The organism is Agromyces aerolatus, from assembly GCF_031432255.1.
Classification (GTDB): Bacteria; Actinomycetota; Actinomycetes; order Actinomycetales; family Microbacteriaceae; genus Agromyces.
Genome location: NZ_JAVKGQ010000002.1, coordinates 137,124 through 162,107 on the forward strand (window position 1 = coordinate 137,124; position 24,984 = coordinate 162,107).

Here is a 24,984-nt window from a genome sequence, read left to right on the forward strand (position 1 = left end):
ACGACCCCACGACTCGACGACTCGACGACTCGACCCATTCGCTGTTCAGGAAGATCACCGCGATGCGCGGCGTGGCGCGCGCAGTGCGGCGGTGTGTCGTGGCGATCTTCCTGAGTTGGCGCGGCGAGGAGAAGTCGACGGCCGTCAGGCGCTGAAGTCCGGCTCGCGCTTCTCGAGGAACGCGGCGACGCCCTCGCGCATGTCGTCCGAGCCGAAGGCCTCCTCGAACCCCTCGATCTCGAGGGCGCTCGCGCGCTCGGTCGGCGTGCCCGCCGCGTCGGTGAGCACCCGCTTGGCGAGTCCGACCGCCGTCCAGGAGTTCGCGGCGACGGCGTCGAGCGTCTCACGCGCGCCGGCGAGCAGCGCCTCCCGGTCGGGGAATCGTCTGGCCACGAGCCCCGCGGCCACCGCCTCCTCGGCGCCGATGCGTCGGCCCGTGTAGATGAGCTCGCGCGCGAGCGCGGGTCCGACGAGCCGGGGGAGTCGCACGGTGCCCCCGAATCCCGGGATGAGCCCCAGGTGCACCTCGGGCTGGCCGAAGGCCGAGGCATCCGTCGCGTAGATCAGGTCGCAGGCCATCGCGACCTCGAGCCCGCCGCCCAGCGCGAAGCCGTCGACCGCGGCGATCACGGGCGCCGGGAACGCCTCGATCGCGGCTGCCGCGGCCTGACCGAGCCGCGCGAAATCCGCGGCGTCCGTGCCGGGAAGCTCGGACATGGCGCGGATGTCGGCGCCCGCCACGAACGCGCGGCCGCCCGCCCCGGTGAGGATCACGCCGCGCACCGCCGCGCCCTCGGCGGCGAGGTCCTCGAAGGCTGCGATGAGCGCCTCGAGCACCTCGCGGGACAGGGCGTTGAGCGCCTTCGGCCGGTCGACGGTCACGGTCGCGACCCCGCCTTCGCGCTCGATTCTCACGGGTGCGGTGTGCTCGTCAGTCATCCTCATCGATCCCTTCGATTACCCGGTCGTCCTCGGTTCACGCTATCGCGCGACGACGCACTCGCTGGTCGAGTCGCGAGCGACGAAGGAGCAGCGCGTATCGAGACCGGGCGATACGGTCTCGAGAACGGCGCAGCGGGTCTCGATACGCTCGCTGGCGCTCGCTCCTCGACCGACGGGGGTCGCTCAGGTGCCGGCGGTACACTTCGACGCATGCGCCCCACCCGCCAGCCCGTCCGTGTCGTGGCCGCCCTCGTCGCAGCCGGGGTCGCCGTTGCGGCGTTCGCCGGGTGCACGCCCGGCCCGGTGCAAGACTTCGTGGGCCAGCAGGCGGAAGACGCGATCGAGAGCACGACCGGCGGCGACGTCAGCCTGGGCGGCGAGCTTCCGGCTGGCTTCCCGGCCGAGGTGCCGCTCGTCGAGGGCGAGATCTCGTTCTCGGCCGGCAGCGGCGGCGCCGAGGGCTGGATCGTCACGATCGATCCCGAATCGGCCGACGCCATCGCCGCGGCGACCGCCGCGCTCGAGGCGGGCGGATTCGTCCCCGAGAAGGCGTTCGAGGGCGTCGACCTCGGTGCGTCGATCTTCTCGAACGGCACCTACCTCGTGCTGCTGTCGGGCGACGACCAGGCCGTCATGTACACCGTCACGCCGGTGAACCCGTGAGCACCGACTCCGCGGCCGCGCCCCCGCGGACCTCCTGGGTGTTCGCGATCGTCGCGTTCTTCATCGGCGTGGTCTTCGGCGCCCTCGGCACGATCGGCCACCGGCACGTGCTCAGGATCGGCGAGGTCACGATCCCGTGGGGCCTCGTGGCGGCGCTCGCGGGCGTGACGGCGCTGCTCATCGGCCTCCGGCTGCTCGCCGGGCGGCTCGCGGCGGGCGCGGCGGCGCTCGGCGTGATCGGCATCGTGGCGCTGCTCACGCTGCCGGGGGTCGGCGGTTCCATCCTGGTGCCGGGCACCCTGATCGGCACGATCTGGGCCGTCGGTCCGGCCGTGATCTCGGTGTTCGTCGTCGCGTGGCCGTCGTCGAGCGCGTTCCGCCGCGGCGGGCCGACCGCGCGCGCCGGTGTCCTGGCCTCGGCCACGACCCAGTCGCACGCGTCATAGACTGAACTGCACCCGCAGCTCCTCGAAGGGATCGCCCCGACCGTGACCTACGTCATCGCTCTTCCGTGTGTCGACGTGAAAGACCGCGCCTGCATCGACGAGTGTCCCGTCGACTGCATCTACGAGGGCGAGCGTTCGCTGTACATCCACCCCGACGAGTGCGTCGACTGCGGGGCGTGCGAGCCGGTGTGCCCCGTCGAGGCGATCTACTACGAAGACGACCTGCCCGACCAGTGGGCCGACTACTACAAGGCCAATGTGGAGTTCTTCGACGATGTGGGCTCGCCGGGCGGCGCGGCGAAGATCGGCGTCATCCCGAAGGACCACCCGATCATCGCGGCGCTTCCGCCGCAGGGTCACTGACGGTGGGGCTCGGCGCCCTTCCCGACTACCCGTGGGACCTCATGACGCCGTACCGCGCGCGCGCTGAGGCGCATCCCGGCGGCGTGGTCGACCTGTCGATCGGCTCGCCGGTCGACCCGACGCCCGACCTCATCCGCGACGCGCTCGCCTCGGCGACGGATGCGCACGCCTATCCCACGACGATCGGCACGCCCGCCCTTCGCGAGGCGATCGTCGACTGGTTCGCCCGCCGCCGCGGGGTTCCGGGGCTCAGCACGGCCCAGGTGCTGCCGACGATCGGCTCGAAGGAGCTCGTGGCGCTGTTGCCGTTCCTCCTCGGGCTCGGCGAGGGCGACGTCGTCGCGCATCCGCGCGCCGCGTATCCCACGTATGAGATGGGCGCGGTGTTCGCGGGGGCGACGGCGTTCGCGGCCGACGACCCGGCGGAGTGGCCCGAGGCGACCCGGCTGATCTGGCTCAACAGCCCCGGCAACCCCGACGGCCGGGTGCTCGGCATCGGCGAGCTGCGCGCGGCGCGCGCTCGCGCGCGCGAGCTCGGCGCCTGGATCGTGGGCGACGAGTGCTACGCCGAGCTCGGCTGGGAGGGCGAGTGGGCGGATGCCCCGGCGCCGAGCCTGCTCGACCCTCGCGTGACCGACGGCGACCTCGACCGGACGCTCGCGATCTACTCGCTCTCGAAGCAGTCCAATCTGGCCGGCTACCGGGCCGCGTTCGTCGCCGGGTGCGCCGAGTCCATCGCGCGGCTCACCACGGCACGAAAGCACGCGGGCCTGATGCTGCCGGCGCCGCTCCAGGCGGCGATGACGGTCGCGCTCGGCGACGACGAGCACGTGCGGGCGCAGAAGGCGCGGTATCGCGCCCGCCGCGACGTGCTGAAGCCCGCGCTCGAGGCTGCGGGCTTCCGCGTGGACCACAGCGAGGCCGGCCTGTACCTCTGGGTGACCGAGGGCCGCGATGCATGGGAGTCGATCGGCCGGCTGGCCGACCTCGGCATCGTCGCCGGGCCGGGCCACTTCTACGGCGTGCATTTCCCCGACCACGTGCGGCTCTCGCTGACGGCGACCGATGAGCGCGTGGCATCCGCCGCCGAGCGCCTGCGCGCGACGCACGCGTGACCGGTGGCGTTGTCGGACTGCTGCAACGTCATGCCGTGTGCATTGACGGATGTCACAGTGTGCCGCGGGCGCGTCTAGGCTGTAGTGGGCCGATGGCGCCACCCGGCGCCCGGTAGGAGAAGGTGACCGCGAGAGTGACGATCACAGGAGGCGCCGTGAGCGACGTCCAGAACCCCGCGACCGGGCAGGCGACCGCGTCCGCGACGCTGAACTTCCCGGGCGGCACGGCCGAGTTCCCGATCCGTCAGTCCGTCGACGGGGCCTCGAGCCTCGACCTGTCGACGCTGACCCGCCAGACCCGGTTCACGGGACTCGACTACGGATTCGTCAACACCGCCTCCACGCGCTCGGCGATCACCTACATCGACGGCGAGCAGGGCATCCTCCGCTATCGCGGCTACCCGATCGAGGAGCTCGCGGAGCACTCGACCTACCTCGAGGTCGCCTGGCTGCTCATGTACGGCCAGCTGCCCACGGCCGACGAGCTGGGCGAGTTCGACGAGAAGATCCGCCGCCACACCCTGCTGCACGAGGACCTCAAGCGCTTCTTCTCGGCGCTGCCGCACACCGCGCACCCGATGGCCGTGCTGTCGAGCGCGGTCGCGGCCCTCTCGACCTACTACGAGGACTCGTCCGACCCGCACGACCCCGACCACGTCGAGCTCACGAGCATCAGGCTGCTCGCCAAGCTCCCGGTCATCGCCGCCTACGCGCACAAGAAGAGCATCGGGCAGGCCTTCCTCTATCCCGACAACTCGCTCTCGTTCGTCGAGAACTTCTTGCGTCTCAACTTCGGCAACATGGCCGAGCCGTACGAGATCGACCCGGTCCTCGCGAAGGCGCTCGACCGGCTGCTCATCCTGCACGAGGACCACGAGCAGAACGCCTCGACCTCGACCGTGCGCCTCGTCGGCTCGACCGGCGCCAACCTCTACGCCTCGATCTCGGCCGGCATCCAGGCCCTCTCGGGCCCGCTGCACGGCGGCGCGAACGAGGCCGTGCTGCAGATGCTCGCGCGCATCCAGGAGTCGGGCGAGGGTGTCGGCAAGTTCGTCGAGCGGGTCAAGAACAAGGAAGACGGCGTGAAGCTCATGGGCTTCGGGCACCGCGTCTACAAGAACTACGACCCGCGCGCGAAGATCGTGAAGCAGTCGGCCGACTCGGTGCTGGAGGGCCTCGGCATCAGCGATCCGCTGCTCGACATCGCCAAGGAGCTCGAGCAGTTCGCGCTGGAAGACGACTACTTCAAGGAGCGCAAGCTCTACCCGAACGTCGACTTCTACACGGGCGTCATCTACAAGGCCATGGGCTTCCCGACGCGTATGTTCACGGTGCTCTTCGCGATCGGCCGGCTGCCCGGCTGGATCGCGCACTGGCGTGAGATGAACACCGACCCGCAGACCAAGATCGGCCGCCCGCAGCAGCTGTACACGGGCGAGCCCGAGCGGCACCTGCCGCGGCGATAGCGCCCACGCGCTGGTCGAGTAGGCCCGCCAGCGCCCGCGCGCTGGTCGAGTAGGCGCGCCAGCGCCGTATCGAGACCCGGTGACCCGGTCTCGAGGTCCCCGGCGCGGTCTCGATACGCTGCGCTACTCGACCAGCGCTGGAGTGAGCACCAGCGTGTCCCGTGCGGCCTCCGCCACGGCCTCGCGCGTGTACGGCCAGTCGATGAGCTCGCCGTGCTGCCACTTGGGCGTCTGATCCGCATAGTGCGGGTGGAACGCGTGCCCCGAGGCCCCGGTCAGGTTGATCCAGCGCGATCGGTCATAGTCGGCGAGGTCGACGATCATGCGCATCGACGGCACCCAGCTCACGCCGTACCCCTCCTGCGCATCCCAGCTCATGGCGTTCGGGATGGCCGATCCGCCGCCCACCTCGTAGGGGCCGCGATTGAACAGCCACTCGATCACCGAGATGCCCGATTCGCCGAAGCTCTGATTCGTGAGGGTCAGCGTGTGCAGGCGTCCCCAGCGCCAGCGCGACGGGTCGTCGCCCAGGCGGTCGCTCGCCTCGGCCCAGGCATCCTCGAGCGCGGCGGCGAGCACCGCGTCGCGACCGGATGCCCCGGTGTCGGCGTCGCTCCACCACGCCGAGTCGGGTTCGTCGAGGAGCCGGCCGACGACGGCGATCCAGCGGTCACCGCCGGTCGGCTTCGTGCCCTCGGGCAGCCCGTCGAACATGCACTCCAGGAGGTTGCGCCAGAAGACCGCGAAGTAGGCCGCCTCGGCGCTGTCGACGTCGGCGCGGGCGTTCCAGCCGGCGAGCAGCTCCTGGCCGCGGGCGGCGTCGCCCTCGAGCGCGAGCGCCTCGATCACGGGAAGCAGCGCCTCGGCGTTCGCGTCGGCGGTGTCGAGCTGGATGTCGGCCAGGTCGTCGACGGTGATCGGCGCGCCGCTCGCGACGAGGGCCTCCATGCGGCGTTCGATGGCTCGCGCGCGGTAGCCGAGGTCCCAGTCCATGGTGAGCATCGGGCCGTCGGCCTCGACCGCGTTGTTGGCGGTGACGATGTACCCGCGGGCGGGGTTCAGCTCGCTCGGCAGCTGCTCGAACGGGAGGGTGCCCGCCCACCCGTTCGCGCTCGTCCAGCCGGGCAGCGGGACGGTGCCGTCGCCCGAGAGCCGGACCGGGATGTCGCCGGGGGCCTGGTAGCCGATGTTGCCGTCCACGTCGGCGTACACGAGGTTCTGGGCCGGCACGTCGAAGAGCGACGCCGCGGCGCGGAACTGCGCCCAGTCCGCGGCCCGGTTCATCGCGAACACGGCCTGGGGCGTGGTGCCCGGGCTGAGCGCCGTCCACTGCAGCGAGAGCGCGACGTCGCCGCCGCCGGTGTCGATGCCGGCCGCGGCGGGATACGTGCCCGCGACGCCCTCGTAGAGCCCGCCGAGATCGGTCACGAGCGGGCCGCGGGCCGTCGAGCGGACGGTGATGGTCTGCGGGTCGCCGCCCGCGACCTCGATGCGCTCCTCGCGGAGCTCGAGCGGGACCTGCACGCCGTCGAGCTCGTACGTGTCGGCGCCGACACGTTCGAGGAACAGGTCGGCGACGTCGGGGCCGAGGTTCGTGAAGCCCCAGGTGATGCGGTCGTTGTGCCCGATGATCACGCCGGGCAGCCCCGAGAACGTGTAGCCCGCGACGTCGAACGTGCAGTCGGCGTCGATCTCGCGGCATGCGAGACCCATCTGCGTCCACACCGACGGCATGGATGCGCCGAGGTGCGGGTCGTTCGCGAGCAGCGGCAGCCCGGTGTCGGTCAGTGAGCCGGCGACCACCCACGAGTTCGACCCGATCCCGTTGCCGGCCGGCCCGAGCAGCTCGGGCACGGCGTCGAGGCTCGCGCGGAGCGCGGCCAGGGCGGATGCCTCGGGCTGGGCGGATGCCTCGGGCTGGGCGGATGCCTCGGGCTGGGCGGATGCCTCGGCGGGTGCCGGTCCGTCGATCGGGGTGGGGTCGTCGACCGTGGCCGGCGCCGCTACGGGCGAAGCGCCGATGATCGTGGGCATCTCACCCCATGCGAACCCCGGGTGCAGGAACGCCACCTGCTCGGGCGGCAGGGCGGTGGCGAGGATCGCACGGTCGACCTCGTCCTCGAGGTTCGAACGGAGATCCCACGCCATAGCCTTGAGCCACGCGATCGAGTCGACGGCGCTCCAGGGGTCGGGGGAGTACCCGGGGTTCTGGAGGGCGAGGACCGCGTACTCGAGCGACAGGTCGGCGCCGCCGCGCTGCCCGAGGTAGGCGTTCACGCCGTCCGCGTACGCGTCGTAGTACGCGCGGCTGGTCTCGTCGAGCATGCCGTACTCGACCTCGGCGACGCCGCGCCAATTCAGCGTGCGGATGAACGCATCGGTCGGCACCTGCGACTCGCCGAACAGCTCGGCGAGCCGGCCCGCGGTCACGTGCCGGCGGAAGTCCATCTCCCAGAACCGGTCCTGCGCGTGCACGAAGCCCTGCGCGAAGAACAGGTCGTGGTCGTTCTCGGCGACGATGCTCGGGATGCCGGCGTCATCGCGTGTGACCGTGACCGGCTCGGTGAGCCCGGCGACCTCGAGCTCGCCGGACGTGGTGGGGAACGATCGCTGCACCGTCCACCAGCCGAGGCCCGCGGCGACGGCCACGAGCACGAGGACGGCGATGAGCAGCCAGACCAGGAACGTCAGCCAGCGTCGCCCGCCGGTTCTCGGCGCATCGGTGCCCACGGTCACTCCCTCGTGATCGCTCGGTGTTCTCCGTGTTCAGGGGAAATCCACCGTACTACGCGCGCGCCGACCGTTGGTCGAGTAGGGAGAGCTGGTGGCGGGGTCTCGATACGCGCGCTCGTTCCTCGCTCGCTACTCGACCAGCGGCGGCTACGCGTGCAGCGCGGTGTTGAGGGTGACGCCCGCGCCCGAGCGTTCGAGCACCTCGACCTGGCCGTTCAGGGAATTGCGGCGGAAGAGCAGGTTCGGCAGGCCCGAGAGCTCGGCGGCCTTCACGATGCGGGGTGCCTCGCCGGTGGCGCCGACGACCGCGACCTTGGTGCCCGCCGTGACGTACAGCCCGGCCTCGACGATGGTGTCGTCGCCGATCGAGATCCCGATCCCCGAGTTCGCGCCGAGCAGCGCACGCTCGCCGATCGCGACCCGCTGGGTGCCGCCGCCGGAGAGCGTGCCCATGATCGACGCCCCACCGCCGATGTCCGACCCGTCGCCGACGACGACGCCCTGCGAGATGCGGCCCTCGACCATGGACGCGCCGAGGGTGCCGGCGTTGAAGTTCACGAAGCCCTCGTGCATGACCGTGGTGCCCGGCGCGAGGTGCGCGCCGAGGCGCACGCGCGAGGCATCCGCGACCCGCACGCGCTCGGGCGTCACGTAGTCGAGCAGCCGCGGGAACTTGTCGAGCCCGGTCACGTGGATCCCCGCACGCTGCAGCACGGGACGCAGGTGGTCGAAGTCGGCCGGGCGCACGGGGCCGGCATTGGTCCAGGCCACGTTCGGCAGGTGCCCGAAGACGCCGTCGAGGTTGACCTCGTTCGGGCGCACGAGCAGGTGCGAGAGCGCGTGCAGGCGCAGGTAGGCGTCGGAGGTGCCCGCCGGGGCCGCGTCGAGGTCGACCTCGACCGTGACCGGCTCGACCGTGACCGCACGGCGCTCGTCGACGCCCGCGAGCGCGAGCACCGCGTCGTCGAGCGGCGCCGCATCGGCCGGGCGTGCGCCGAGCGCTGGCGCCGGGTACCAGGTGTCGAGCACGGTGCCGTCGGATGCGATCGTGGCGAGGCCGTGGCCCCAGGCGAGGCGGGCAGGGGAGGAGGCGGCGTCGTTCGAGGGCATACCCCAAGCTTAAAGCCGAACGGGGTCGCGAATGGTCCCTCGGCGCGCGTGCGAGCGACCATTCGCGACCCCGCTCCGGGCACGCGCCGGGCACGCTCCGGGCCGCTGCCGCTGTGGCGCATGAACCGGGCAGCAGTGCATCGATGGCGTGTTCACGTCGCTGACCGTGACGAGGCCGGACCTCGACGACGGCGACGAGGAACTGGGCCAGGCGATCCTCTCGGCGCTCGACTCGGTGCGTTAGCGCCGTTCCGTAGACTGGCGGCCATGCCTGCAGAGAACGTGCCCGTGCTCGATCTGACCGCCGACGTCGTCGCCATCACGCAGGCGATCTGCGACATCCCGAGCGTCTCGGGTCACGAGGCCGCGCTCGCCGACGCGATCGTGGCGGCGCTCGCCGATGCCGCGCACCTCGAGCTGATCCGCGACGGCGACACGGTCGTCGCGCGGACGAACCTCGGCCGCGAGCGGCGGGTCGTGATCGCGGGGCACCTCGACACCGTGCCCGTCAACCGCAACCTGCCCACGAAGTACGAGACCATCGACGGCGAGCGCTACCTGTGGGGGCGCGGCACGGTCGACATGAAGGCGGGCGTCGCGGTGCAGCTGAAGCTCGCGCTCGAGCTCGTGGCACCCGTCTACGACATCACCTGGATGTGGTACGACCACGAGGAGGTGTCGGCCGAGCTGAACGGCCTGGGCCGGCTCGCGCGCCACCGGCCCGACCTGTTCGCGGGCGACTTCGCGATCCTCGGCGAGCCGTCGAACGCACGCGTCGAGGGCGGCTGCAACGGCAACCTGCGCGTCGAGCTGCGCTCGTACGGCACGCGCGCGCACTCGGCACGCAGCTGGGTGGGCGAGAACGCCATCCACAAGCTCGCCCCGGCGCTCGATCGGCTCGCGGCCTACGAGGCCGAGAGCGTCGAGGTCGACGGGCTCGTCTACCGCGAGGGGCTCAACGCCGTGGGCGTGACGGGCGGCATCGCGGGCAACGTCATCCCCGATGAGGCGATGCTGCACGTGAACTACCGGTTCGCGCCCAGCCGCACCGTCGCCGACGCGATCGCCATCGTGAGCGGGCTCTTCCCCGAGTACGAGCTCACGGTCGTCGACGAGGCCGAGGGCGCGCGCCCGGGGCTCGACGCCGAGTTCGCGCAGGCGTTCGTCGCCGCCGTCGGCGGCGAGGCCCACCCGAAGTACGGCTGGACCGACGTCGCCCGGTTCAGTGCGATGGGCATCCCCGCCGTGAACTTCGGTCCCGGCGATCCGCTCAAGGCGCACGCCGACGACGAGCGCGTCGCGACCGATCAGATCCTCTCGTGCGAGCGCGCGCTTCGGACCTGGTTGACGGGCGCCGCTGGCGCCGCGGGCACAGCGCGCGGCGCGGCCTGATCGGCGGGCTCAGGGGCTCCCGCCGTGTCCGCCGCCGACGCGCCGCCGCGTGAGCGGGATCCGTTCCGCGCGCATCGCTGGTCAGCTCGTGTGCGGTGGCGCGTGCTGCCGTGGTGGGCGCGCGTCGCGCTGATCTACGCGGGTGCGCGGGCCGTCACGACGGTCTTCGTGCTCGTGCTCGCCGACCAGCAGGGCCCGAACGGCTGGACCGACGCGCAGCCCGGGTACTTCACGTACGCGAACATCTGGGACGCGCGCTGGTATGCGCTCATCGCCCAGATCGGCTATCCGTCGGTGCTGCCGCTCGACGCGGGCGGGCACGTCGCCGAGAACCAGTGGGCCTTCCTGCCGGTCTATCCCGCGCTCGTACGCGTGCTGACGCTCACCGGCCTCAGCTGGGACGTGGCCGCGGTCGCGGTCTCGACGCTCGCGGGCCTCGGCGCGGCGCTCGTGTTCCACCGCCTGATGCGGCGCTTCCTGGAACCCGACCGCGCGATGTTCGCGGTCGTGCTGTTCTGCGTGGCGCCGGTCGCGCCCATCATGCAGTTCGGCTACGCCGAGGCCCTCGCCCTCCTCTGGATGGCGCTCGCCCTGCTCCTGCTCGTCGAGCGCCGGTATGCATGGCTCGTGCCCGTCGTCGCGCTCTGGGCGTTCACGCGTCCGGGTGCGCTCGCGTTCGCGCTCACGCTCGGGCTGCACTGGATCGTGCGATTCGTGCGCCGGCACGAGGACCCGTTCCCCGTGCGGGAGCGGGTCGTCGTGGCATCCGTCGCCGTGTTCACCGGGCTCGCGGGGCTCGCATGGCCCGCGATCGCCTGGATCGCGACGGCCGACCCGATGGCCTACTTCGACACCGAGCTCGCCTGGCGGGCCGCCTATCTCGGGCACGGCGAGCTCATCCCGTTCACCGCGTGGTTCCAAGGCGCCGAGTGGTGGCTCGGACCCGCAATGGGACCGATCGGCAGTGCCGTCGTCGTCGTGGCGCTCGTCATCGGGTTCGCCGCGGTGCTCATGCTGCCCTGGGTCAAGCGTCTCGGCATCGACCTGCGGCTCTGGCTCGCGAGCTACGCGCTATACCTGCTGGCCGTGTTCTTCCCGCAGTCGAGCACGTTCCGGCTGCTCGCGCCGCTGTTCCCGCTCGCGGGTGCGCTCGCCATCCCGCGATCGGCGTGGGTGCGCTGGACGTTCGTCGTGGTGTCGCTCGCGCTGCAGTTCGGCTGGCTGGTCCTCTGCTGGGCGATCATCGGACGCGACTGGACACCGCCGTGATGCGCGACCTCGTCATCCGAAGTTTGCTGCCGTGATTTCCCCGCCTCCGGTTCGGCGGGGGATAATGGAAGCTCAGCCACGAAAGGGGTAGCTCAATGGCGGCCATGAAGCCACGCACCGGAGACGGGCCTATGGAGGCTGTGAAGGAGGGTCGCCTCATCATCGTGCGGGTACCGCTCGAAGGCGGGGGACGACTCGTCGTCTCGGTGAACGACGCTGAGGCCAAGGAGCTCTACGACGTGCTCGGCGGCGTCGTGAACCCCGCCTGACGTCCACTCGATCGCCTGGGCCGGCGCTGCCGGCCCAGGCGACCGGCGTCTCAGCGGCCGGAATCCGCCTGCAGCGCCGTCACGCCCCCAGCTTGACGATCTGCAGCAGCCCGTCGCCAGCGGGCGAGATCGCCGTCGCGACCGCGGCCGACGACTGGAGCTCGGCGATCAGCGTGCGGAACGCGGTCGCCGACTCATCGCGCTTCGCCGGATCGGCGACGCGCCCGCGCCAGAGCGCATGCGCGACGATGACGCTGCCCTTCGCCTTCGCGAGCCGCAGCCCGTGCTCGACGTACTCGATCACGTTCGCCGCGTCGGCGTCGACGAACACGATGTCGTAGGACGCCTCGTTCATGCGCGGCAGGACCTCGCCGGCGCGCCCGGCGATGAGCCGGACCCGGGCCGGCGCGATGCCCGCGTCGGCGAAGTGCTGGCGCGCGTGCTGCTGATACTCGGTCTCGGTGTCGATCGAGGTGAGCATGGCGCCGCGTGCGGCGAGCAGCAGCGAGAGCCCGGACACGCCGAGCCCCGTGCCGACTTCGATGATGGACTCCGCGCGCGTCGCCGCCGCGAGGACCGCGAGTTGCGCGGCCGTCGCGGGGGACACGGGCTCGACGCCGAGCTCGAGCGACTGCTGCCGTGCGCGCACGACCACGTCGTGCTCGACGACGGACTCGTCGACGTACTTCCAGTTCAGGTCGTGTTCGGACACTCGGCGTCTCCCCTGCGGCTCAATCCCCAAGAATACGGGCGAGTGCGCGAGGCGGATGCGCGCCTCGCCGCCGTTGCCCGCCTCATCGCGGTTTATGGTGGGAGGGTGTTCGGTCTGACGTTCGAGAAGCTCCTCATCATCGGGGTGATCGCCGTCTTCCTGCTCGGACCCGAACGCCTGCCGTACTACGCCGGGAAGCTCGGGCAGCTCGTCCGGTCGGTACGCGATCTCGCCAACGGCGCGAAGGACCGCATGCGCGAGGAGATGGGCCCGGACTTCGACGACGTCGACTGGAAGAAGCTCGACCCGCGCCAGTACGACCCGCGGCGGATCATCCGCGAGGCGCTGTCCGACGCCGATCCGTTCGCCGAGCCCGAGAAGCCGGCCGTGACGCGCTCGGTGAACCCGGATTCGGCGTACCTGCAGCGCAAACGGTCACGAGAGCCGCTGGGGGCGGACGAGTCCGCGCCGTTCGACTCCGAGGCGACGTAGCGCGCGTACTGTCGGCCCGCGGGGCCGCCTGCCCGCCTGCCGTGCGACGCGCCGGGCGGCTCAGGCGCGCCGGATGGCCCGCAGCACGCGCGCGAGCAGCAGGAACGGTCCGGCCAGGGCCTGGAACTCCTGCCCCGTACGCGGCAGCTGCATGACGCCCGTCACGCGCGACACGGTCACGGGGTCGACGAACCGGCGCAGCCCCTCGGGGCCGTTCCGCCGCCCGAGGCCCGACGCCTTGATGCCGCCCATGGGTGCGGCGACCGAGGCGAACGATCCGCGGTATCCCTCGCCGATGTTGACGCTGCCGGCCGCGAGCGCGTCGGCGATGCGACGCGCGCGGCTCGGCGATCGCGTGAGCACCGACGCATTCAGCCCGTACTCGCTCGCGTTCGCGGCGAGCACGGCCTCCTCATCGCTGTCCACGATGTAGAGCGAGGCGATCGCGCCGAACGTCTCCTCGCCGAAGACCCGCATCGCGGGCGTGACCCCGGTGAGCACGGTGGGGGCGAACGCCCACGGGCCGGCCTCGGGTCGCGGATCGCCGCCGACGAGCACGGTCGCACCGTGCTCGAGCGCGTCGTCGAGGTGTGCGCGCACGCGCTCGAGCTGCGCCGCGCTCGCGAGCGAACCGTAGTCGGTCGAGTAGTCGAGCGCGGTCCCGATGCGCGCGGATCCCAGTCGATCGACGAGCGCGGCGATGAACGGACCGGCGATGCGGCGGTGGACGTAGATGCGCTCGATCGAGACGCACAGCTGACCCATGGCGGCGAAGCACGCGTAGGCCGCGTCGGCGGCGGCCTGCTCGGGGTCGACGTCGTCGAGCACGAGCATCGCGTTCTTGCCGCCGAGCTCGAGCGACGCGCCCACGAGCCGGCGTCCGGCCTTCTCGGCGATGCGCCGGCCGGTCGCGGTCGACCCGGTGAAGCACACGAAGTCGACCTCGTCGGTGACGGCTTCGCCGACTTCGGATGCCTCGCCGGCGACCACGGCCCACAGCGACTCGGGGACCCCGGCATCGATGAACGCGCGGCGGAGCGCGAGCATCGACAGCGCGCCCTGATCGTCGGCCTTCTGCACGACGGCGCAGCCAGCGGCGAGCGCCGGCACGACGTCCATCGCGGCGAGGCTCAGCGCATAGTTCCAGGGCGTGATGACGCCCGCGACGCCCTTCGGCCGGAACTTCACGCGCGTCGAGACGAGCAGCGGCAGGCCGCTTCGGGCGCGTCGCCCGCTGAGCACCCGGTGCGCCTCGAGCGCGTTGTACCGCGTGACCGAAGCGGCCTGGTAGACCTCTTCGAGCGCCTGGCCGCGGGTCTTCCCGCTCTCGATCTGGATCAGGTCGAGCAGCAGGTCCACGCGCTCGAGCAGCTGGTCGTGTGCGCGCAGCAGCACGCGTCGCCGGTGTGCGAACCCAGCGCGGGCCCAGGCGACCTGCGCGAGCCGCGCTCGCGCGACCGCGTCGCGCACGTCGCCGGCGCTCGAGCGCGGCAGGTCGTGGTGCGGCTCGCCGGTGCGGGGGGACGGCACGGCGATGGTCTCCGAGCCCGACGCGACGACGTCGTCGGCGAGGCTCGCGCACAGGTCGGGGGAGGCCGTCTGGGCTCGCATGGCCACAGTCTAGGTCAGCGGCCCGGTATCTGGGTCACATGACCCACTCCGGTCGCGGGGCGCCAGTACACTGCGTGCATGACCGCAACGGAGCGTTCCCTCCGGCGCAGTGCCGTGGCCAGGTACGCGATCGGCTCGATCGGCACCGGCGGGTTCGCGACGCTGCCCGGCCTCGTGCTCGTCTACTACCTCACCGACACGCTCGGCGTGGCCGCCATCGTCGCCGGCCTGGTCGTGACCGCGGCGAAGGTGTGGGACGTCCTGATCGACCCGTTCATCGGCCAGCGCAGCGATCGGGCGCTCGCCCGCACGGGCACTCGCCGCACCTGGATGCTCGCAGGTGCGGTGACCCTGCCCGTCGGCTTCGTGCTCACGTTCGCGGTGCCCGCCGGGCTCGCGCCCGAGGCATCCGCCGTGTGGGTCGCGGTCGCGTTCCTCGCGACGGCGACCGCGTTCAGCGCGTTCCAGGTGCCGTACCTCGCATTGCCGGCCGAGCTCACGCCCGGCTACGACGAGCGCACGCGCCTGCTCACCTGGCGCGTCGTCGTGCTCACGTTCGCGATCCTGCTATTCGGTGCGGGCGGCCCCGAGATCCGCGGCGCGTTCGCCGACGAGCACATCGGATATCTCGTCATGGCGCTCGTCGCCGGCGTGCTCATCGGCCTCGGCATGCTGGTCGCGGCGACGACGGCGGGGCGCCGCGTCGTGCGCGGCGCGTCTTCGAGGGCGGATGCCTCGGTCGGGCCGGATGCCTCGGGCGTGCCGGATGCCTCGGTCGGGGCGGATGCCCCTGGCATGCCGGTTCCCGGAGGCCGCCTCCGCGACGGCTACCGCGAAGGCTTCGCCGCGCTCGCGCGGAGCGCGCCGTTCCGTGCGCTGCTCGGCGCGTTCGTGCTGCAGGGGCTCGCGACGGGCGGCATGCTCGCGGGTGCGCAGTACGTGGCCACGTGGGTGCTGCGCTCGGAGGGCGCGGTCACGCTGCTGTTCGTGGCGTTGATCGCACCGGCGCTCGCCTGCGCGCCGCTCTGGGCGCTGGTCGCCCGTCGCCTCGGCAAGGAGCGCGGCTTCGCGATCGCGAGCGGCCTGTTCGCGGTCGCCGCGTTCAGCCTCGTCCTGCTGCTGCTCTGGCCCGGACCGTGGGTCTATGTGCCGGTCGCGATCGCCGGCGCCGCGTACGCGGGCATGCAGTCGCTGCCCATGGCGATGCTGCCCGATGTGATCTCGTACGACGCCGCCCGGCACGGCGCCGACCGGGCCGGGAGCTTCAGCGGAGTCTGGACCGCGGGGGAGACGGCGGGCATGGCGCTCGGGTCGACGCTGCTCACGGTCGTGCTCGCCGCGACCGGATACGTGTCCTCGGCGGGGTCGGCGGTCGTCGAGCAGGGCACCGCTGCGATCGTCGGCATCGTGCTGAGCTTCAGCCTGCTGCCCGCCCTGCTCGTCCTGGCGAGCCTCGGGGTGCTGCAGCGCTACTCGCTGCGCCGGTCCGACATCGACGCGCTCGCAGCGATGCCGGAAGCCGCGCCCGACGACGCCGCGCCCGACGACCAGGCGCCCGACGACCAGGCGCCTGACGACACGGCGCCCGAGGATCCGACCCCCGACGATCCGAAGCCCGACGACCCGACACCCGACGACACGACGGAGTACGCCCGATGAACGATGCGACCGACGGGTTCCGCCGCGAGGCATCCGACATCCTCGCCGAGCTGCGCGAGCTGCGCGCCGCCGATGCGCCGACGCACGGCGGCCGCGTGCTCTCGTATGTGTACGACTCGGGGCTCGCCGAGCTCGACGAGCTCGCGGCGGACGCGGCGCGACTCGTGCAACCCGTGAACGGCCTGGACCCCACGACGTTCACCTCGGTCGCCGCGCTCGAGTCGCGCGTCGTCGGGTTCGCGCGCACCGCGCTCGGTGGCGACGCCGACGTGGTCGGCTCGGTGACCTCGGGCGGCACGGAGAGCTGCCTGCTCGCCGTGAAGACCGCGCGCGATGCGTGGGTCGCGGCCGGCGGCACCGGGCAGCCAAGGCTCGTCGCGCCGGTGACCGCGCACGCGGCGTTCCACAAGGCGGCGCACTACTTCGGGCTCGCACTCGACCTCGTGCCGGTCGACCCGGTCACGGGCCGGCCGGAGGCCGCCGAGTTCGCGTGGCGGCTCGGCTCCGATGTGGCGCTCGTCGTCGTGAGCGCGCCGTCGTACCCGTTCGCGACGCTCGATTCGATCGCCGAGGTGGCCGCGCTCGCCGCGGAAGCGGGGATCGCCGTGCACGTCGACGCGTGCATCGGCGGGTTCGCGCTCGCGTTCTGGCCCGAACCGCTGCCGCCGTGGGATCTGCGCGTGCCCGGCGTCACGAGTGTGTCGGCCGATCTGCACAAGTACGGGTACGCGCCGAAGGGCGTGTCGGTGCTGCTCACGCGCGGCCGCGACCGGCAGCGCCGGCAGTATTTCGCGATCACGCGGTGGCCGGGGTATCCCGTGGTGAACCCGACCATGACGGGCTCGAAGCCCGCCGGGCCGCTCGCCGCGGCCTGGGCGATCATCGAGGCGCTCGGCGTCGAGGGCTTCCGGCGGCTCACCGCGCGCGCGGCGCACGCGACCGCGGCGCTGGTCGCGGCGGTCGACGGCATCGAGGGGCTTCGGGTGGTCGGCGAGCCCACCGGTCCGCTGCTGGCGGTCGCGAGCGATGAGCGGATGCCTCCCGGCCGGCGCGTCGACCCGCATCACTGGGCGGATGCCGCGACCGCCGCCGGCTGGCGGCTGCAACTGCAGCCCGGCCTCCGCCAGAAGGGCGGCGGACCGCTGCCGCGGACGGCGCACCTCACCGTGACGCCCGTGACCGACGCAGTGCTCGACGAGCTCGTGCCCGCGCTCGTGCGCGCCGCCGACGAGGTGCGCGGCATCCCGCCCGTCGACGGTGCCGTCGTGCTCGCCGCGCTCGCGGGCGCCGACGGGCAGCTCACCGACGCGACGGGCGACGTGCTCGGCGCGGACCTGCTGGGCCCGGGCCCGGCCGGTGCCGGGCTGCTCGGTGCGGGGCTGTCAGGTGCGGGGCTCTCAGGCGCGGCGGCGACCTTGAGCGCCGACGCCGCGGCCGAACTCTTGCGCAGCTTCGGCCTGCTCGCCAGTGGGGGTGGCGCGCTGCCCGCCCAGCTCGCGCCCGTGCTCGCGCTCATGGAGACCCTGCCGCCGGAGCTCGCCGAGCCGCTCCTCATCGAGCTGCTCGCCCGGGTCGTCGAACCACGGTAGCCGCTGAGCGACGGAGGAGCACCCCATCCGTCGCTCGCTACTCGACCGACAGCCAGGGGTAGCATGCGCGCATGGTCATCAAGTTGGAGAACGTCGGGATCGCCGTGCGCGACCTCGACGCGACGATCGCCTTCTTCACCGATCTCGGGCTCACGGTGCTCGGCCGGGACACGATCAGCGGCGAGTGGGCGGACACGGCCGTCGGTCTCGACGGCAATCACGCGAGGATCGCGGTGCTCGAGACGCCGGGAGGTCAGGGTCAGCTCGAGCTCTTCGAGTACCTGCACCCCGACGCGATCGAGACCGAGCCGACGCTCCCGAACGAGATCGGCATGCACCGCGTCGCGTTCTCGGTCGACGACCTCGACGCCGCGCTCGAGATCGCCGCGAAGCACGGCTGTCATCCGCTTCGCGGCGTCGCGAACTACCAGGGCGTCTACCGGCTCACGTACCTCCGCGGCCCCAGCGGCATCCTGGTCATGCTCGCCCAGCAGCTCACCCCCTGACGCCGCCGCCCGTTGGTCGAGTAGCGAGCGCCGGCGAGCGTATCGAGACCTCGCACGCCTGCGTCGGCACGCGACCACCGGGTCTCGATACGCGTGCTCGTTCCTCGCTCGCTACGCGACCAACGGGGTCAGCCGAGCCCGCAGCGCTCGGTGAAGTAGGCGAAGAAGTCGTCCTTGAGCTGCTGGCCCGAGCGGAGCTCGTAGAGGCCCGACCAGCCGTCGCTCGTGGTGATCTCGAGCGGGATGATCGTGCCGCGCTTGTCCTCGGCGCCGGCGTGCTGGTCGCAGCGCGCGGGGCGCACGGGCAGCTCGATGGTCGTCGGGGGATCGGTCGCGGCGATGTCGGCCGTATACGGCCAGTTCAGACCGCCTTCGGCCGAGAGCAGCGTCGTGCCGAGGATCTGCGCGATCGAGAGCGAGCCGTCGCCGTCACCGGTCGGCTCGACCGCGATGTCGATCCAGGCCCGCTGCGCCTCGCCCGTGCCCTCGGTGCGGAGCCGCTCGGGCAGGGTGAACGTCGCGATCCGCTCGACGGAGCGTGCGAGGCATCCGGTCTCCTGCAGCCTCGCGAGCGTGTCGTACGGGTCGCCCGCCTCGACCGCGCCGCTCGCCGGGCCCGTCGCCGTCTGCAGCTCGAGGCCGATCGTCGCGGGCCCGGCATCGCCGTCACAGCGCACCGGTACGAGGTCGAGCCGCACCTGCACCGACTTGCCGGTCGACAGCTCCTTCGGGCCGTCGAGCACCATGCCGTCCTCGAGCCCCGGCGCGCTGACGTCGAGCCGGTCGATCGTGAGGTCGCCGTCGGTGCCGTTGTCGATCTGCACCACGAGCCGCCCGTCGACCACGTCCGACCGCGTCTGCAGCACGCTCGCCGTCACGCCCTCGGGCAGCGCCTCCGGCGCCTCGGCCGGCGTGCCGCAGCCCGCGAGCGTCACCGTCGCCGCGGCGGCGAATGCGAGCGCACGGGTCGCGCGTCTCGATCGACTCGCAGTGCGCGTCGCCAGCCCAGGCCTCGCCCCTCGTCCGGCGGCGTCCCGCACGGCCGCGGCTCGCGGCGCGCGCCGCTCCTGCGGAGTACGCGCGCCGGCCCGAGGCATCCGTCTACCTGACCGAGACGTCCAGCGGGCGGCCGCGCAGCGAACGCGACCGGGTCGCGAGTCGCGCGGCGACCTCCTCGATGGCGCGGGCTGCGGGATCGTCGGGCTCGGCCACGACCACGGGGCTGCCGTCGTCGCCGCCGCGGCGCAGCGCGACGCTGAGCGGCACGCTCGCGAGCAGCGGCACGGGCTGTTCCTGCCCTTCGGAGAGCCGGCGCGCGACCTCCTCGCCGCCGCCCGAGCCGAACAGGTCGACGAGTCCGCCGTCGGCTCCGGCGAACGCGGCCATGTTCTCGACCACGCCGATCACATGCTGGCCGGTCTGCCGCGCCACGACGCCCGAGCGCTCGGCGACGTCGGCCGCGGCCGGCTGCGGCGTCGTGACCACGACGACCTCGGCGTTCGGCAGCAGCTGGCCGAGCGAGATCGCGACGTCGCCGGTGCCGGGCGGCAGGTCGACGAGCAGCACGTCGAGGTCACCGAAGTACACGTCGGTGAGGAACTGCTGCAGCGTGCGGTGCAGCATGGGCCCGCGCCACGCGACCGCGACCGAGGACGCCCGGCCGCCGGGCTCGGTCGGCTCGACGAACATGCCGATCGAGATGACCTTCACGCCGTAGGCGACGGGCGGCAGGATCATCTCGTCGACGCGCGTCGGCCGGGCGGCGTTGCCGTGCTCGTCGACGAGCCCGAGCAGCCCCGGGATCGAGAACCCGTGCACGTCGGCGTCGACGAGCCCGACCGACAGCCCGCGCGCCGCGAGGGCCACCGCGAGGTTCGCGGTCAGCGTCGACTTGCCGACGCCGCCCTTGCCGCTCGTGACCGCGATCACGCGGGTCAGCGTGCCCGGACCGAACGGGTTGCCGCGTGCGGCGCGGCCGCCGCGCAGCCGTTCGGTGAGCGCCGCGCGCTGCTCGGGCGTCATGACCGACAGCTCGACGGTCGCGTTGCCCTCGCCCGCGACCGACTCCGCCGCCGTGCGCACGTCGCGTTCGATGCGGTCGCTGGCGGGACATCCGACGATCGTGAGCCGCACACCGACGTGCACGCGCCCGTCCTCGCCGGCCGTGACGCCCGCGACCATGTCGAGCTCGGTGATGGGCTTCCGGATCTCGGGGTCGATGACGCCGCCGAGCGCGGCGAGCACCGCGCGCTCGAGCTCGCCGGCGCGGTCGGTCTCGTCAGGTGGCAGGGGCGGATGCGGCACGCTCGGCGCCCTCCTGCTCGTCGCGTCGGTCGAGCTCCTCGACGATCGCGCGCAGCTCGGCGCGGATGAACTCCTTCGACGCCAGATCCTTCACCGCGAGCCGAAGGGCCACGACCTCACGCGCGAGGTACTCGGTATCGGCGAGGTTGCGCTCGGCACGCTGCCGGTCCTGCTCGATCTGCACCCGGTCGCGGTCGTCCTGCCGGTTCTGCGCGAGCAGGATGAGCGGCGCAGCGTACGACGCCTGCAGCGAGAGCACGAGCGTCAGCGCGATGAAGCCGAGCTCGATCGAGTCGAACCGCCACGGCTCGGGCGCGAACGTGTTCCACACCATCCAGAAGATGACGAACAGGGTGAGCCCGAGCAGGAACCACGGCGTGCCCATGGCACGCGCGACCCACTCGGTGAACCGGCCGAACCGGTCGCGGTCGCCTGATCCGCGGAAGGGCGCGGATCGGCGCAAACCCTTCGGGGTCTCGAATCGCCGGTCGTCGACGTCAGCGCGTGCCATCTCCTGCCCTCCTTCCGTGCGGGATGGGGATGCTCCCCGTGGCCAGCTGCGCGCGCGCGGTCGCGCGCTTGGTCAGCTCGTCATGCTCGTCGGGATGACTTCGCCAGTCATCGGGCAGCAGGTAGTCGAGGACGTCGTCGATGGTCACCACCCCGACGAGTCGATGCTTCTCGTCGACGACCGGCACCGAGACCAGGTCGTAGCTCGCGAGGATGCGGCTCACCTCGGCGGCCGACGTGTCGGCGCGCACGGGCTCGAGGCCCTGATCGGTGAGCGAGCCGAGCCGCTCGTGCGGCGGATACCGGAGCATCCGCTGGAAGTGCACCATGCCGAGGAACCGGCCCGTCGGCGGCTCGTACGGCGGAAGCGTCACGCAGACCGCGGCGCCGAGCGCGGGCGGCAGGTCGTGCCGCCGGATCATCGCGAGGCCCTCGGCGACCGTCGAGTCGGCCGACAGGATGATCGGCTCGGTCGTCATGAGCCCGCCCGCGGTGTCGGGGCCGTAGGCGAGCAGGAACCGCACGTCTTCGGCCTCTTCGGGCTCCATGAGCTCGAGCAGGTGCTCGCCGCGCTCCTCGGGCAGCTGCGCGATCAGGTCGGCCGCGTCGTCGGGCTGCATCTGGTCGAGGACGTCGGCCGCGCGGTCGTCGCCGAGCGCCGCGAGGATGTCGACCTGGTCGGCCTCCGGCATCTCCTCGAGCACGTCGGCGAGCCGGTCGTCGGGCAGCTCCTCGGCGACCTCGTGGCGTCGCTGCGGCGGCAGGTCGAGCAGCGTGTTCGCGAGGTCGGCGGGCTTCAGCTCGGAGTAGGTCGCGATGAGCTGCTCGGCGGACTGCGCCTCACCGCCCTTCGGCTGCGCCTCGCGCACCTCGCGCCACGTCACGTAGGCGGACTGGCCCTTCGAGAACGGCGACGCGCCCTTCGGCCGGCGCACGAAGAGCTGGGAGACCTCCCACTCGCCGGGCTCCTGCTCCTCGATCGCGACGTCTTCGATCGTCGCGCCGCCCGAGCCGTCGTTGAAGACGACCTTGCGCCCGAGCATCTCGGCGATGAGCCGCACCTCGCCGCCGCGCTGCTCGAAGCGGCGCAGGTTGATGAGGCCGGTCGTGATGACCTGACCGCCGCTGATCGACGTGACACGACCGATCGAGAGGAACACGCGGCGCTTGCCGGGGATCTCGACGATCAGCCCGACGACGCGCGGCGAATCGGACTTGCGGTACACCACGAGGACGTCGCGAACCCGGCCGACCCGATCCCCGGCGGGGTCGAAGACGGCGCTCCCGGCGAGCCGGGCGACGAAGACTCTCGTGGCGCTCACGCCTACCAACTTAGCCCCAGCGGGTCCGAACGAGCCGAGAGCCGGGCTGCCGTGAAAGAATGAACCGATGACCAGCCAGTCGCCGTTCGGAGGCCGCATGGCCCGCGCGTTCCCGACCCTGCCGAAGGGCGAGACCGTCGCGAGCTTCGAGACCTACCAGGAGGCGCAGGCGGCGGTCGACCGGCTCGCCAAGGCCGAGTTCCCTGTGCGTGAGCTCGCGATCGTCGGCACCGACCTCACGTCGGTCGAGCGCATCACGGGCAAACTGACCTGGGGTCGCGGCGCGGGCGCCGGTGCACTCTCCGGCGCCTGGTTCGGCACGTTCCTCGGCCTGCTGTTCTTCATCTTCTCGCCGACCGGCGCCGGGCTCGGCATCCTCGCCGCCGCGGTGCTCATCGGTGCCGGCTTCGGCATGATCTTCGGGCTGGTGTCGTACTCGCTCAACCGGCGCCGGCGCGACTTCACGTCGGTCATGCAGGTGCTCGCGACCCGCTACGCGATCATCGCCGACCCCGCGCACGTCGCGCGGGCGCGCGACGTGCTCGGCGTCGGCGCACCCGCGCCCGAGGCGCCGGCCGCGCCGGCGCACGAGGGCGAGCCGCGCACGTACGGCGAGGCGCAAGACGCCGCGCGGCGCGGCCAGGCGACGGATGCCTCCGCAGAGCCGCCGCGCTACGGCGAGCGGCTGCCCGCCCCGACCGACGACCCCTCGTCGATGGACTGACCCCGCGCTGGTCGAGTAGCGAGCGAGGAACGAGCACGCGTATCGAGACCTGGTGACCGGGTCTCGAGAGCGGGTCATCGGGTCTCGATACGCTCGCTGGCGCGTAGCTCACTCGACCAGCGGGTGGGCGTCGCCACTTCGTGTCGGCGCTACTCGACCAGCGGGCGGATGGGTCAGCGCTGTGCGCTGCGGACCCAGGCCTCGACCTCGTCGGCCGTGCGGGGGATGCCGGCCGAGAGGTTCACGGCGCCGTCCTCGGTCACGAGGATGTCGTCCTCGATGCGCACGCCGATCCCGCGGAACTCCTCGGGCACGGTGAGGTCGTCGGGCTGGAAGTACAGACCGGGCTCGATCGTGAACACCATGCCCGGCTCGAGCACGCCGTCGAGGTAGAGCTCGCGGCGCGCCTGCGCGCAGTCGTGCACGTCGAGGCCGAGGTGGTGGCTCGTGCCGTGCACCATGTACCGCCGGTGGAACTGGTTCTCGGGTTCGAGGCTCTCCTCGCCCGAGACCGGGAGCAGACCCCACTCGGCGGTGCGCATCGCGATCACGCGCATGGCCGCGGCGTGGATCTCGCGGAACACGGCACCGGGGCGCACGACCTCGAACGCGGCATCCGCCGCCTCGCGCACGGCCTCGTAGATCATGCGCTGCACGTCGGAGAACGTGCCGTTCACCGGGAAGGTCCGCGTGATGTCGGCGGTGTAGTAGCTGTCCATCTCGACGCCCGCGTCGAGCAGCACGAGGTCACCGGGGACCACGGGCCCGTCGTTCCGCGTCCAGTGCAGGATGGTCGCGTGCGGGCCGGCGGCGGCGATCGACGCGTACCCGACGTCGTTGCCGTCGAGCCGCGCGCGGGTCGCGAACACGCCTTCGATCACGCGCTCGCCGCGGACCTCCGACGCGATGCGGGGGAGCTCGGCGAGCACCTCGGTGAAGCCGCGCGCGGTCGCATCGACCGCGGCGCGCAGCTCGGCGACCTCGAACTCGTCCTTCACGAGCCGGAGCTCGGAGAGCACGCGTGCGAGCTCGGCGTCCGGCTCATGGTCGTCGCCGACCTCGATGCTGAACGGGGCGTCGACGGCGTTCGTCGAGAGCGCCTGCTCGGCCGCGAACCGGATGCGCGCATGGTCGACGCGCTCCGTGACCGCCGGGTCCGCCTCGCGGACGACCAACGCGGTGGTGTCGAGGTGGTCGACGACGCCGGCGAAGTCGCCGATGTCGCGGGTCGCGACGGCGAGGTCGGCTGCGACGTGGTCGAGCGAGGGCCGGGGACCGATCCAGAACTCGCCGATCGCCGGGTTGGCGTAGAACTCGTCGGAGTCGCGGCCCGCGCGCTCACGGAAGTACACGGTCGCCGTGTGGCCGTCGTCACCCTCGCCCGCGCGCGGCTCGAGCACGAGCACGGCGCCGGGCTCGGCGTCGGACCCCCAGCCGGTCAGGTGCGCGAACGCCGAGTGCGCCCGGAACGGGTAGTCGGTGTCATTGGCGCGCTGCTTCATGTCGCCCGCGGGAATGATGAGCCGGACCCCGGGGAACGCGGCCGAGACGGCGGCCCGCCGGGCGGCGGCGTACGCCGCCTGCGGGCGCGCCGACGGGAGCGGCTCCTCGCGTTCGGCCCAGCCGGTCGAGAGGTAGTCCTTGAAGCGGTCGGAACCGGGCGTCGTCGACCGGTTCGCGGTGCGATCGGATGCCTCGCTCGCACCCTCTGCTGGAACGGCGGCCGCGGTCGTCTCACGAGTGTCGGACATGCCGTCCATTCTCGCACCCGCCGTCACGACCGGCGA

General features: G+C 72.4%; 23 protein-coding genes. 13 read left to right on the forward strand and 10 right to left on the reverse strand.

Going from position 1 to position 24,984, the window contains the following annotated elements; genetic code table 11:
- Nucleotides 1–144: 144 nt before the first annotated feature.
- Nucleotides 145–939 carry an enoyl-CoA hydratase/isomerase family protein gene (locus RH864_RS03575; protein WP_310516142.1) on the reverse strand — a complete coding sequence of 265 codons (795 nt, stop codon included), beginning with the start codon at nt 937–939 and terminating at the stop codon, nt 145–147.
- A 213-nt stretch (nt 940–1,152) separates the two neighbouring features.
- Here RH864_RS03575 and RH864_RS03580 point away from each other — a divergent pair, with 213 nt between their 5' ends.
- The 5 genes from RH864_RS03580 to RH864_RS03600 all read left to right on the forward strand — a co-directional run bounded on the left by RH864_RS03580 (nt 1,153) and on the right by RH864_RS03600 (nt 4,995).
- Entirely contained in the window at nt 1,153–1,605 is a 453-nt protein-coding gene (locus RH864_RS03580) for a hypothetical protein (RefSeq protein ID WP_310516143.1), read from the forward strand.
- Nucleotides 1,602–2,051: a hypothetical protein gene (locus tag RH864_RS03585; protein WP_310516144.1), complete on the forward strand. Its 450-nt coding sequence runs from the start codon at nt 1,602–1,604 to the stop codon at nt 2,049–2,051. The genes RH864_RS03580 and RH864_RS03585 overlap by 4 nt, the downstream gene beginning before the upstream one ends.
- 42 nt (nt 2,052–2,093) lie before the next feature.
- Complete coding sequence (fdxA, locus tag RH864_RS03590) at nt 2,094–2,414, forward strand: ferredoxin (protein WP_310516145.1); 321 nt, start codon at nt 2,094–2,096, stop codon at nt 2,412–2,414.
- A 2-nt stretch (nt 2,415–2,416) separates the two neighbouring features.
- Nucleotides 2,417–3,529 carry a succinyldiaminopimelate transaminase gene (gene dapC, locus RH864_RS03595; RefSeq protein WP_310516146.1) on the forward strand — a complete coding sequence of 371 codons (1,113 nt, stop codon included), beginning with the start codon at nt 2,417–2,419 and terminating at the stop codon, nt 3,527–3,529.
- A gap of 155 nt (nt 3,530–3,684) precedes the next feature.
- Complete coding sequence (locus RH864_RS03600; RefSeq protein WP_396129939.1) at nt 3,685–4,995, forward strand: citrate synthase; 1,311 nt, start codon at nt 3,685–3,687, stop codon at nt 4,993–4,995.
- A gap of 123 nt (nt 4,996–5,118) precedes the next feature.
- On the opposite strand, the gene RH864_RS03605 is transcribed toward RH864_RS03600, so the two are convergent.
- Nucleotides 5,119–7,725 (reverse strand): penicillin acylase family protein, encoded by a 2,607-nt coding sequence (locus tag RH864_RS03605; RefSeq protein ID WP_310516147.1) that lies wholly within the window; start codon nt 7,723–7,725, stop codon nt 5,119–5,121.
- A 150-nt stretch (nt 7,726–7,875) separates the two neighbouring features.
- Nucleotides 7,876–8,838, reverse strand: coding sequence for a 2,3,4,5-tetrahydropyridine-2,6-dicarboxylate N-succinyltransferase (gene dapD / locus RH864_RS03610; protein ID WP_310516148.1), 963 nt, complete (start codon nt 8,836–8,838; stop codon nt 7,876–7,878).
- 267 nt (nt 8,839–9,105) lie between these two features.
- Between dapD and dapE the strand changes: the two genes are divergently transcribed.
- The 3 genes from dapE to RH864_RS03625 all read left to right on the forward strand — a co-directional run bounded on the left by dapE (nt 9,106) and on the right by RH864_RS03625 (nt 11,768).
- Complete coding sequence (gene dapE, locus RH864_RS03615; protein WP_310516149.1) at nt 9,106–10,230, forward strand: succinyl-diaminopimelate desuccinylase; 1,125 nt, start codon at nt 9,106–9,108, stop codon at nt 10,228–10,230.
- A gap of 24 nt (nt 10,231–10,254) precedes the next feature.
- A complete protein-coding gene (locus tag RH864_RS03620) occupies nt 10,255–11,499 on the forward strand; it encodes a hypothetical protein (RefSeq protein WP_310516150.1) in 1,245 nt (414 codons plus the stop codon).
- A gap of 95 nt (nt 11,500–11,594) precedes the next feature.
- Nucleotides 11,595–11,768: a DUF3117 domain-containing protein gene (locus tag RH864_RS03625; protein WP_067875042.1), complete on the forward strand. Its 174-nt coding sequence runs from the start codon at nt 11,595–11,597 to the stop codon at nt 11,766–11,768.
- Nucleotides 11,769–11,847: 79 nt separating this feature from the next.
- Here the strand turns inward: RH864_RS03625 and RH864_RS03630 are convergent, their stop codons facing one another.
- Nucleotides 11,848–12,480: an O-methyltransferase gene (locus RH864_RS03630; protein WP_310516151.1), complete on the reverse strand. Its 633-nt coding sequence runs from the start codon at nt 12,478–12,480 to the stop codon at nt 11,848–11,850.
- Between the two features lie 105 nt (nt 12,481–12,585).
- Here RH864_RS03630 and RH864_RS03635 point away from each other — a divergent pair, with 105 nt between their 5' ends.
- Nucleotides 12,586–12,972: a twin-arginine translocase TatA/TatE family subunit gene (locus tag RH864_RS03635; protein ID WP_310516152.1), complete on the forward strand. Its 387-nt coding sequence runs from the start codon at nt 12,586–12,588 to the stop codon at nt 12,970–12,972.
- A 60-nt stretch (nt 12,973–13,032) separates the two neighbouring features.
- On the opposite strand, the gene RH864_RS03640 is transcribed toward RH864_RS03635, so the two are convergent.
- Nucleotides 13,033–14,583: a succinic semialdehyde dehydrogenase gene (locus RH864_RS03640; RefSeq protein ID WP_310516153.1), complete on the reverse strand. Its 1,551-nt coding sequence runs from the start codon at nt 14,581–14,583 to the stop codon at nt 13,033–13,035.
- Nucleotides 14,584–14,661: 78 nt separating this feature from the next.
- Between RH864_RS03640 and RH864_RS03645 the strand changes: the two genes are divergently transcribed.
- The 3 genes from RH864_RS03645 to RH864_RS03655 all read left to right on the forward strand — a co-directional run bounded on the left by RH864_RS03645 (nt 14,662) and on the right by RH864_RS03655 (nt 18,337).
- Nucleotides 14,662–16,242, forward strand: coding sequence for an MFS transporter (locus RH864_RS03645; RefSeq protein WP_310516154.1), 1,581 nt, complete (start codon nt 14,662–14,664; stop codon nt 16,240–16,242).
- Nucleotides 16,239–17,831 (forward strand): pyridoxal phosphate-dependent decarboxylase family protein, encoded by a 1,593-nt coding sequence (locus RH864_RS03650; RefSeq protein ID WP_310516155.1) that lies wholly within the window; start codon nt 16,239–16,241, stop codon nt 17,829–17,831. Before RH864_RS03645 ends, RH864_RS03650 begins: the two co-directional genes overlap by 4 nt.
- 71 nt (nt 17,832–17,902) lie before the next feature.
- Nucleotides 17,903–18,337, forward strand: coding sequence for a VOC family protein (locus tag RH864_RS03655; protein ID WP_310516156.1), 435 nt, complete (start codon nt 17,903–17,905; stop codon nt 18,335–18,337).
- Nucleotides 18,338–18,465: 128 nt separating this feature from the next.
- On the opposite strand, the gene RH864_RS03660 is transcribed toward RH864_RS03655, so the two are convergent.
- The 4 genes from RH864_RS03660 to RH864_RS03675 form a co-directional block, all read right to left on the reverse strand.
- Nucleotides 18,466–19,272, reverse strand: a complete 807-nt coding sequence (locus RH864_RS03660; protein ID WP_310516157.1) for a hypothetical protein — start codon at nt 19,270–19,272, stop codon at nt 18,466–18,468.
- Between the two features lie 166 nt (nt 19,273–19,438).
- Nucleotides 19,439–20,641 (reverse strand): Mrp/NBP35 family ATP-binding protein, encoded by a 1,203-nt coding sequence (locus RH864_RS03665; protein ID WP_310516158.1) that lies wholly within the window; start codon nt 20,639–20,641, stop codon nt 19,439–19,441.
- Nucleotides 20,616–21,152 (reverse strand): DUF1003 domain-containing protein, encoded by a 537-nt coding sequence (locus tag RH864_RS03670; protein WP_310516159.1) that lies wholly within the window; start codon nt 21,150–21,152, stop codon nt 20,616–20,618. The genes RH864_RS03665 and RH864_RS03670 overlap by 26 nt, the downstream gene beginning before the upstream one ends.
- Complete coding sequence (locus RH864_RS03675) at nt 21,139–22,473, reverse strand: magnesium transporter MgtE N-terminal domain-containing protein (protein ID WP_310516160.1); 1,335 nt, start codon at nt 22,471–22,473, stop codon at nt 21,139–21,141. The genes RH864_RS03670 and RH864_RS03675 overlap by 14 nt, the downstream gene beginning before the upstream one ends.
- A 67-nt stretch (nt 22,474–22,540) precedes the next feature.
- Here RH864_RS03675 and RH864_RS03680 point away from each other — a divergent pair, with 67 nt between their 5' ends.
- Nucleotides 22,541–23,197 carry a general stress protein gene (locus tag RH864_RS03680; RefSeq protein WP_310516161.1) on the forward strand — a complete coding sequence of 219 codons (657 nt, stop codon included), beginning with the start codon at nt 22,541–22,543 and terminating at the stop codon, nt 23,195–23,197.
- 173 nt (nt 23,198–23,370) lie between these two features.
- Here the strand turns inward: RH864_RS03680 and RH864_RS03685 are convergent, their stop codons facing one another.
- Entirely contained in the window at nt 23,371–24,948 is a 1,578-nt protein-coding gene (locus RH864_RS03685) for an aminopeptidase P family protein (protein WP_310516162.1), read from the reverse strand.
- Nucleotides 24,949–24,984: the final 36 nt, after the last annotated feature.